Source organism: Bacteroides sp. 519, from assembly GCF_010500955.1.
Classification (GTDB): domain Bacteria; phylum Bacteroidota; class Bacteroidia; order Bacteroidales; family Bacteroidaceae; genus Bacteroides.
This window is the reverse complement of sequence record NZ_QVMJ01000052.1, coordinates 1-9,258: the sequence shown is the minus strand read 5'-3', so window position 1 is coordinate 9,258 and position 9,258 is coordinate 1. Positions and strand designations below refer to the sequence as shown.

At 40.7% G+C, this 9,258-nt stretch carries 6 protein-coding genes; 2 read left to right on the top strand and 4 right to left on the bottom strand.

What is annotated here, in order from left to right; translation table 11 throughout:
* Positions 1-175: 175 nt before the first annotated feature.
* Together D0T85_RS21625 and D0T85_RS21620 are read left to right on the top strand one after the other, a co-directional pair.
* Positions 176-2,401, top strand: coding sequence for an amino acid permease (locus D0T85_RS21625; RefSeq protein WP_163215602.1), 2,226 nt, complete (start codon positions 176-178; stop codon positions 2,399-2,401).
* Positions 2,402-2,517: 116 nt separating this feature from the next.
* Positions 2,518-3,999 carry a PepSY-associated TM helix domain-containing protein gene (locus D0T85_RS21620; RefSeq protein WP_163215601.1) on the top strand — a complete coding sequence of 494 codons (1,482 nt, stop codon included), beginning with the start codon at positions 2,518-2,520 and terminating at the stop codon, positions 3,997-3,999.
* Positions 4,000-4,004: 5 nt separating this feature from the next.
* On the opposite strand, the gene ccsA is transcribed toward D0T85_RS21620, so the two are convergent.
* The 4 genes from ccsA to nrfH all read right to left on the bottom strand — a co-directional run bounded on the left by ccsA (position 4,005) and on the right by nrfH (position 8,278).
* The gene (ccsA, locus tag D0T85_RS21615) at positions 4,005-4,793 is read right to left on the bottom strand and encodes a cytochrome c biogenesis protein CcsA (RefSeq protein ID WP_163215600.1); all 789 of its coding nucleotides are present in this window, start codon (positions 4,791-4,793) and stop codon (positions 4,005-4,007) included.
* Positions 4,790-6,040, bottom strand: a complete 1,251-nt coding sequence (locus tag D0T85_RS21610) for a cytochrome c biogenesis protein ResB (RefSeq protein WP_163215599.1) — start codon at positions 6,038-6,040, stop codon at positions 4,790-4,792. Before D0T85_RS21610 ends, ccsA begins: the two co-directional genes overlap by 4 nt.
* Before the next feature lie 144 nt (positions 6,041-6,184).
* Positions 6,185-7,666 (bottom strand): ammonia-forming cytochrome c nitrite reductase, encoded by a 1,482-nt coding sequence (gene nrfA, locus D0T85_RS21605; RefSeq protein ID WP_163215603.1) that lies wholly within the window; start codon positions 7,664-7,666, stop codon positions 6,185-6,187.
* An 18-nt stretch (positions 7,667-7,684) separates the two neighbouring features.
* The gene (gene nrfH, locus D0T85_RS21600) at positions 7,685-8,278 is read right to left on the bottom strand and encodes a cytochrome c nitrite reductase small subunit (protein ID WP_163215598.1); all 594 of its coding nucleotides are present in this window, start codon (positions 8,276-8,278) and stop codon (positions 7,685-7,687) included.
* Positions 8,279-9,258: the final 980 nt, after the last annotated feature.

Here is a 9,258-nt window from a genome sequence, read left to right as displayed (position 1 = left end):
CCTCAGTACAAAGTATCGCATGAAGCCTTCCTTTGGCGGAGACAAAGATAGAAAAAATATTTAATTTAATTTGGAATTCAACACAGTACCTCTGTGTTCCATTATTATAATTGTGAAAGAAAACAATCATTGAATATTACTGTTATATAAAAAAACAACAAACCAAAATCAAGTTATGAACCAAACCGTTTTTACCGACAAAAACACAGGGTTGGGAACAATGCCTGTATTCTTTACTTCTATATCAACAATTCTTGGAGCTGTACTTTTCCTCCGATTTGGCTTTGCCGTGGGCACTTTGGGCTTCTGGGGCACCCTCCTGATTATAATAATGGGGCATCTGATAACCATACCAACTGCTCTTGCCATATCGGAAATTGCAACCAATAAACGAGTAGAAGGTGGAGGAGAGTATTTTATTATCTCCCGCTCTTTCGGACTAAAAATTGGATCGACTATTGGTATTGCTTTGTTCTTTTCGCAGGCCATAAGTGTGGCATTTTACATTATTGCCTTTACCGAAGCTTTTACCCCTTTCTTTAACTGGTGGGCAGATTACTATGGCTATGAATTGCCCCGGCAAGTAGTCAGTGTATCGTCGTTGGTGTTTTTAGCTTTGGTTATATTGTTGAGGGGTGTAGGATCGGGCATGAAGATGCTATACATAGTAACCTTCTTGTTATTTGCTTCACTCTTTCTGTTCTTCATAGGTAAACCTTTGGAATCGGGAGATATGGTGCAGACGGTTGCGTCGCAGAACTTTGGTTTCTTTAATAACGATAAGCTGTTTGTTGTTTTTGCCATCTGTTTTCCTGCTTTTACCGGTATGACTGCCGGGGTAGGGTTAAGTGGCGATTTAAAGAATCCGGGTAAATCAATTCCTTTGGGTACACTTGGAGGAACCATCGGCGGATTGATTATTTATGTGTTGGTTATCTGGAAACTGGCTGTATCTGCTCCACAAGCCGATTTATTGCAAGATCAATTGGTAATGTCGCGTATTGCTGTTTGGGGTGATATTGTAATTCCGATTGGATTGGCAGCTGCCACATTCTCATCGGCATTGGGCTCCATATTGGTAGCACCCAGAACATTGCAGGCCATTGCCCGCGACCAGAGTTTTCCGTTTCCCGGTGCAAATAAATTTCTGGCCAAAGGAAGAGGAGGCAACTCCGAACCGGTAAATGCTACTTTTGTATCTTTCCTTATCGCCCTTGTTTTTGTGATAATGGGCAGTATTGATATGGTGGCCGAAGTTATTTCCATGTTCTTCCTTATCTCTTACGGTACGCTGTGTTTAATTTCATTCCTCAATCATTTCGGGTCATCGCCATCTTATCGACCGCGGTTTAAATCCAGGTGGTACTTTTCGTTGGGTGGCTTTATCCTGTCGGTATGGGTTATGTTTATGATTAATGCACTTTACACACTTGTAGCCTATGTTGTTATTGCTTTGTTGTATATCTTAATTGAACATTATAATAAAACAGAAAAAGGCTTGGCCGATATACTTGAAGGAGCATTGTTTCAATTAAACCGAAGGATACGGGTGTTTATGCAGAAGCAACAATCTAACAACGAAATCAGGGAGTGGCGGCCATCTGCCGTATGTATATCTCCTAACTCTTTCGAACGCCGCAAAGTACTCGAACTAATGAAGTGGATTAGTCACCAACATGGTTTCGGAACTTATTTTCACTTTGTAAGAGGTTACTTTAGTCAAGAAACGGTTTCCGAATGCCGGGATGTATTGCAACAGTTAATAGAATTGCAGAGAGGGAAAGACAGTGGACTTTACATTGATACCATGATTTCTCCTTCCTATACATCGGCAATAGCACAGGTTATACAAACACCTTCGGTATCGGGCATGGAAAATAATATGGTTGTTTTTGAATATGATAAGAATCGTCCCGAAGAGCTGACACGTATTGTTGAGAATATTAAATTAACCAAAGCCGGGAATTTTGATGTTTGCGTGTTTGCCGGTTCTGCTTATCCCTTACAAACCCGTAACGGAATTCATGTGTGGATAAAGATAAATGATGAAAAGAATTCCAACCTGATGATATTGTTAGGATACATCATTATGTCGCATCCCGATTGGAGCCGTAGTCAGTTTAAAGTATTTGTTACTACCAATACCAACAATATAGAAGATTTACAAGAACGACTAGGAAGGCACATTGAAGAGTGGCGATTGCCCATTACTATGGCCAATATAGAAATTGTAACACTAAATAACGATCAACCTTTGAATGATAAAATAGCCTCCTGCTCCAAAGATGCAGGTTTAACTTTGATTGGGTTTGATGATGAAATCTTTAAAAACAAATCGGGAAGCTACTTTCAACAGTTTGAGGGCTTGGGCGATGTTTTGTTTGTTAATGCAAATGTTTAAGCTGTATTTTGAACCGCAGAGTTGCGAGTTATGCGAAGTTTTAAGTTAAGAATGTATTTTAGATTACAATATATTAGATGTATTTTTGCTTACTTCGCGCCAGAAAACAATGAAACATGAAAAAGCTACATAAAGTTACAGGAATTGTATTAGCGTTAATAATTATCTGGATGGGGGTATCCGGAGTTATCCTCAATCACAGGAAATCATTATCAGAGAAGGGTATCAGCCGGAAACATCTTCCGGCATCCTATCAATACAATAACTGGAACTATGGTTTTTTTAAGGGCTCGTTAACGCTATCGCCCGATACGGTTTTCTTGTATGGCAGCGAAGGAATCTGGCTTACCAATGAAATGGGTGATTCTATTGTGGAGTACAATCAAGGCATCCGTTCCGGAGCAGATAATCTGAAAATATCCCGCATGATTCAAGCACCCGGTAGCGAAGTTTATGCTGCTGGTATGTATCAGCTGTACCGCTACAATCCTGATCGAGGCGTTTGGGAAAATCAACAGTTGCCCGCCGACATTGATCGTATTACCGACCTCGAAATAAAAGGAGATACATTGGTGGTTCTTACCCGATCGGAGTTATTGGTAGCTAAAGTGTCGCATAATCTTGATTTTGAGAAAATAGAACTGGCTGCCTCACCCGATAGGGACAATAAACGTTCGCTTTTCCGTATAATATGGAAACTGCATAGTGGAGAACTGTTTGGTACTTTAGGGCAAGTGGTAGTAGATTTTTTTGCTGTATTACTTGCTTTCTTTAGCATAACCGGTTTAATAATATGGCTACTACCCAAGCGTATAAAAGCCAGAAAAAAGAAAAAGCAGCTTGTGCAGAAGCATGTAAAAACTTTCCGGTTTTCGTGGAAGTGGCACAATAGTCTTGGCTATTGGTTTACGATACCTTTACTGATATTGGTAATATCGGGTACATTCCTGCGGCCTCCTTTACTTATTGCCATTGCAAAAAGCGAAGTTACGCCCCCGCCGTTAACTACAATGAGTACGGATAATGCCTGGCACGATCAGTTACGTGTTATCCGGTACGATAGTTTACAACACGAATGGTTGCTCTACACTTCGGATGGCTTTTATACCTTACCGGATTTTGCAGCTTTGCCTCGTAAAATCAAGATACAGCCCCCTGTTAGTGTGATGGGCGTAAATGTGTTACAGCAATTAGACGAGGTTTGTTGGGTAGTAGGTTCTTTCAGTGGGTTAACCATCTGGAACCGTAGTACAGGAACATCAATTGATGGTTTTACAGGCGAACCGGTTCGCCCGATTTCGGGTATGCCTTTCGGGCAGAGGAAAATATCTGGATTCACTACTGCATTGAAGAATCGTACGGTTGTTTTCGATTATGACCGTGGTGCCTATGTTTTTGAACAGGATCGTTATTTTACTCCGATGCCCAACAAGTATGCCAACAGACCGATGTCGTTGTGGAATCTTGCGCTTGAAATGCATACCGGACGCATCTTTACCTTTTTGGGTATGTGGAATGTTTTATTTGTTTTTGTGGTGGGCATCGCTGCCACATCGATGATTGTTAGCGGGTGGTGGGTTTACCGGAAAAAACGATAGTCCCATTATGTATTATACGTATGCACACTCGCTCCTTGCGCCGATGGAAGATAATTGATTCCGTACCAGCACATTTGTAAAAAGATAAAAGAGATAAGCATTATCCAGAGTGCGGTTTTATATTGCCGTGGTTTGCCAAGCCTGAAGTGGATGTATGCCAGATAACTGATCCATGTTACTGCCGCCCATGTTTCTTTGGGGTCCCATGCCCAGTAGTGGCCCCATGCCTCTTTTGCCCATAATGCACCAAACAACATACCAAAGGTCATAAACGACAAACCTACATAAACCAGATTGTCGGTAAGATCCATTTCCGTGGCCAGAATGTCTTTCTTTTTAAACCAAAGCAGGTAGATTGCCATAATTGCAGCGGCACCCAGCATGGCATAAGCAAACATATACACAATAACATGTGGTGCAAACCAGGGACTCTGTAAAGCCGGCATCAGTGTTTTATTATGAATTTCCGGTTTAAAGATATTGATGCAGATAAATACAATGGCCAGAATGGTGCTGAAACTAAGTATCCACTTGTATTTCCAACGACTATACGTAATCAGTCCTGCCATTGGGAGGAAAAAAGAATACCACAAGCGTGTTTCGCCCATTGTGCGCATAGGTGGACGCTCAAGTGAAATCCACATGCCTAAAATAAATGCAAAGAAAACCGCCAACCCGCTAATAGTGAACAGGTAAACCAGCAATTCTTTTTTGCTTTTCCAGGCAACAACAGCACCGGCAATCCATAAAATAACAGCGATAATGGCAAATATCGTGAAATTATCCCAACTCATTTTTTATCCTCCTTTCTTGTTTTTCCGGCTGTGAGAAACATACATACAGCTCCTGCAATAAGCATCCATATCCCTGCGTACACAACAGGAAGCCATGGGTCGCGAACCAGTTCGAATATACTTATCGTACTCCATTTCCCTTTGCTGTGGTCATAATTCAACTGGTAGATTTTCCAACCATCAACCTTGAAGGGTTTGTTTACCTCGATTACACTTTCAAATACTTCTCCTTTTTCGGTATAAATTGTAACATCCGAAGCATATCTGCGGGGTTCCCTTTCGGGCATAACAAGGCTCATTTCATTACTGAGTCTGATTGCTTTATATGGAAACATAAAACTACCTCCGCTAATCCATCCCTCTTTCTTTTCTCCGGTTCGGGTATTCTCGGCCTGCACATATACGGCATAGGCGGCCCCCATCGAATGGAATTCTACAAAACGTAATGTATCCTCAGTGGCCATGCTGGCTGCTTCGGGTATGTGTTGTGTTACAACGATATGCCAGTCGAGCAGGTTTCCTACGCTAAAATCTTCTTCCAATAAAAGGTTTGCGGGCTTTCCTTCGGGCAATGCTTTTCCGGTTTCGTTATCAATAAGTATCAGCTTAGGCGGATATTCGTCGATTGTAAATTCGTTAAGCTTCACAGCTAATGGCAGTTCTTTCATTTCACCCAGTTTGTTGTAGGCGCGCCATTCGGGATTTTCGGACCCAATGGAAGCTGTCATTTCTAATCTTTGCATATCGGCACTACCTAATACTGCGGCTGTGATGGCAATAAATAGTCCGGCATGATTCAATAAGAAAGGTATATTGCGCAGGCGGAAAGGAAAAAGTCGGCGAAGAGTTACCATGCCTACCAGCATCGTGAACCACATATATAATAAAATAAATGGCCAAGCTGAAAGCATTTGCGAGAAACCCAACCACGACTCGAAACCTAGAACTTCTACATGAAATGGTTTCTGACGGATAACCCCCATAATTACTGTAACGGCTACCACACCAAGCATAGCAGTTACAGCAGCCTGGTATCTGCTCATCCATTTAAAAAGATATACTTTTTGGGCAGTGATGTGCATTGTTGCAATACCAGCTATAAAAACGCCAAGTGTAATTATGTTTACAGGGAATGCAAACAGGTCCCAATCTATTTTCCCCACAGTTATTTGGAGAATGATACCTGTTAAAAACAAACCGATACATATTGCAAATCCTTCTTTCAATCCCCAGGGTTGCTTCCACATAATATTAATATTTATTTTTAGACACGGATGGCTAATGTGCCAATACGACAATGTGCCAATGTGCCAATTTGGTTAATGTGCGCAGCCAATTAGCACATTGGCACATTGTCGTATTGGCACATTAGCCATCCGTGTCTAAAAAAATTATAATCGAGCAATAATCTTGTTATTCGCTTTAGCCTTTTCCAGCCATTGAGGAACAACAGTGTTGTTAAAGTTCTCTTTGTTTTTACGTTCCTTGTCCATATCAAGACCAATATAACGCTGTGCTTTATCCTTTGTTGAGATATCGGGCATTGGCACATCATTAACACCTTGTTGAGCCAGCACTTTAGACACAGCCAGTCGTGCCTGCAAAGCCTTGTCGAGCCCATTACCCAGAATACGCTGTATCTCTTGCGGAGCGTGGAAAGAAGAACCATGCGATGCCACACCAAAATCCCAACGCCATTGAGCCTGACGAATCAGTTGCAGTGTTTCTTGCATTTGTGCTTCTGTAGCACCTTTTTCCCAAGCATATTGTGCTTCTATATGAACGCGTGCCAGTTCTTCTTCCAAACGGTTACGGGTTTCGTTTGCTTTGCGCTGACGATCATATACGTTGGTACGTAGTGTTTCTTCACTTTCGCGATGACAAGTTTGACAAGTACGGTCTATCATAGCTAACGGACTCTGTATGTGGTGATCGCTGTACTTTACACCGCCTTCACTTTTATAGGGCATGTGGCAATCGGCACATGATACACCACGTTGGCCGTGAATACCCATTTGTGCAATCTCCCAGTCGGGGTGTTGTGCCTTTAATATAGGTGTTTTGCTTAATGTATGGATGTAATCGTAATAGTCGGCTTCATCATAATACGCTTCCATAGCTTCCACAGTAAGACCTTTATCCCAAGGGAAAGTAAGATATTTGCCATCACCTTTAAAATAATATTCTACATGGCATTGTGCACAAACCAACGAGCGCATTTCCTGTGGGGTAGCCTTAGTGATATCTTTACCCATAGCAGCAAATGCTTCGACCAATGCCGGGCGACTGATGTGCAGGTTCATGTTTTCGGGTTCGTGACAATCGGCGCAACCAATCGGGTTAACAATTTCATCGCCAAATGCTGCCCATTTATTATTGTAGAACGCATCAACGCCAATTGTTTCCATCATACGGGGTACATCCGGGCTTTTGCAAGTCCAGCAAGTAGATGGTTGTGGTCCTTCGTTGGCATTCGTTGGCGATCCGGTGCGCAGTGTGTTGGTAATGTCCTCTATTGCATGCATGTGTCCGCGAGGCGATGAATAGTCTTTAGAGAAAGCATAACCAGCCCAGAGCACAACCATTTCGGGCCGTTCTTCCAATACATCAACAGCAATATTACCATTGAACTCGCTTTTGAAATCGGTATTAGCCGTTTCGGTCCATGTTTGATATTCGCGCGGATAGTTATCTTTGAATATCTCGTTTCGGGATTCTATTCCTTTGATTTCTACTCTTTTATTATTAAAAACGCTGGCTACTTCGGCACGTCTTTCCATTAGCGATGAGACTACCAGCCCCAATACAAAAACAACTACCATTGTTCCTCCAAACAATAGCCATCCTTGCCATGATTTAAGTTTCTTTTCCACCATAATGATATTTGTGATTTATTTTTTACTATTTAATTTTTGTATCCATTCTGGAACAGGTGATTCCGGATAAGGAACCAATGCGTTCGGCGTTGTAGATAAACTGTTGCCAGTGCCATGAGGTACATCTCTATGGCAATCCCAGCAGGCTTTTCCCTGTCCCGTTTGTGCCATCATGAAATCAATTTGTCCGGTCTTTACGAACTCCGTATTCAACTGGGTATGACAACGGATGCAATTATTCATGATTACCTGTGAACTACGGTCGTGTGCCTGAATAACATCACGCTCACCATGTGTAAGGAATGCTGCCACATGTCCGATACCATCCATTCCTTTGAATGTCCATTTCTTTACCACATTGTCTTGTGGCACATGACAGTCATTACAGGTAGCGTCACGGCTGTGCGAACTGTGAAACCAAGTAGCATAATAAGGAGCCATAATGTGGCAATTAACGCAGGCAGCCGGATCATCACCCAAGTAAGTGTGTGCCCGGAGCATGTAGAGAAATAAACCTCCTCCACCTACAATAATCCCACTGATGATTATTGCAAATATCTTCCATTTGCGGGAAGGCAGAATTGTGTTTATTAGGTTTCGTATTTTCATAGATATTCTCTTTTTATGCAAAGATAGAATAGGGGAATAGAAAAAAGTGTAATAAGGATTACACTTTTTGAGTATTGTTTATAAACTTGGATTCTGCTATACACATTCTAACCCTTATTGGATTATACTTAATTGCCTGATTCTCTCCAAAATTCATAATTTAGATGGATTGTAGCATCTATTATTTCGAGCAATACACCAGATTTTGCAATTGTCTTAAAGAACGATATCTTGTGAAAGTATTGAATAAAAAAAGAATGCATTTTTTCATAAAGTATTTATACAAAGGTTATTATTTTTAATTTGTTGAATCTAGGTTCCAATACTTCTGTTCAATTTCGTGTGTTTTTTGCAAAAGCGCACAGAAGATTTATCGCAAAAAAAGCATCATAAGTCTCATAGTGTGTTTATTTGCTTGTGTTTCAGTAGAATACATTATGGCACTTCGCCAAAAAGTAAAACATAAGTACCATTCATAGTATCATAGAACAAAAATAGTTTCATTATAACTTGAGTTCGAAAAACAAGTAGTTTCATTTTGTTTTCTACCAATGAAACAAGTAGTTTTCTATATAGAAAACAAGTAGTTTCATACATAGAAAACAAGTAGTTTCCTATATAGAAAACAGTTGGTTTCCTACCGTGAAACAGTTGGTTTTCTACTGTAAAACAGTTAGTTTTGTATAGAGAAACAAAAGGCATCCTACAGAGAAGCAAAAACCGAATAACTAAATAACTAAAATAAATCAAAAGACATGAAAGTGAAAGTAACTAGCTATAGAAATAACCTGATTTATGTAATATTCAGCAAAATGCAATCTAACAATTTGTGCATGAGATGGTTATAGCTTGTAAGTGTGAAATTTGAGTGAATGGTTATGAGTAAGCGTCTCCGCTTTGTCGCCTATATTGTCTTTTCCTTGTTCTGTATCTTTGCATTTAATTTTTATATAATATTTTATGCAAGCCTCAGAACTATA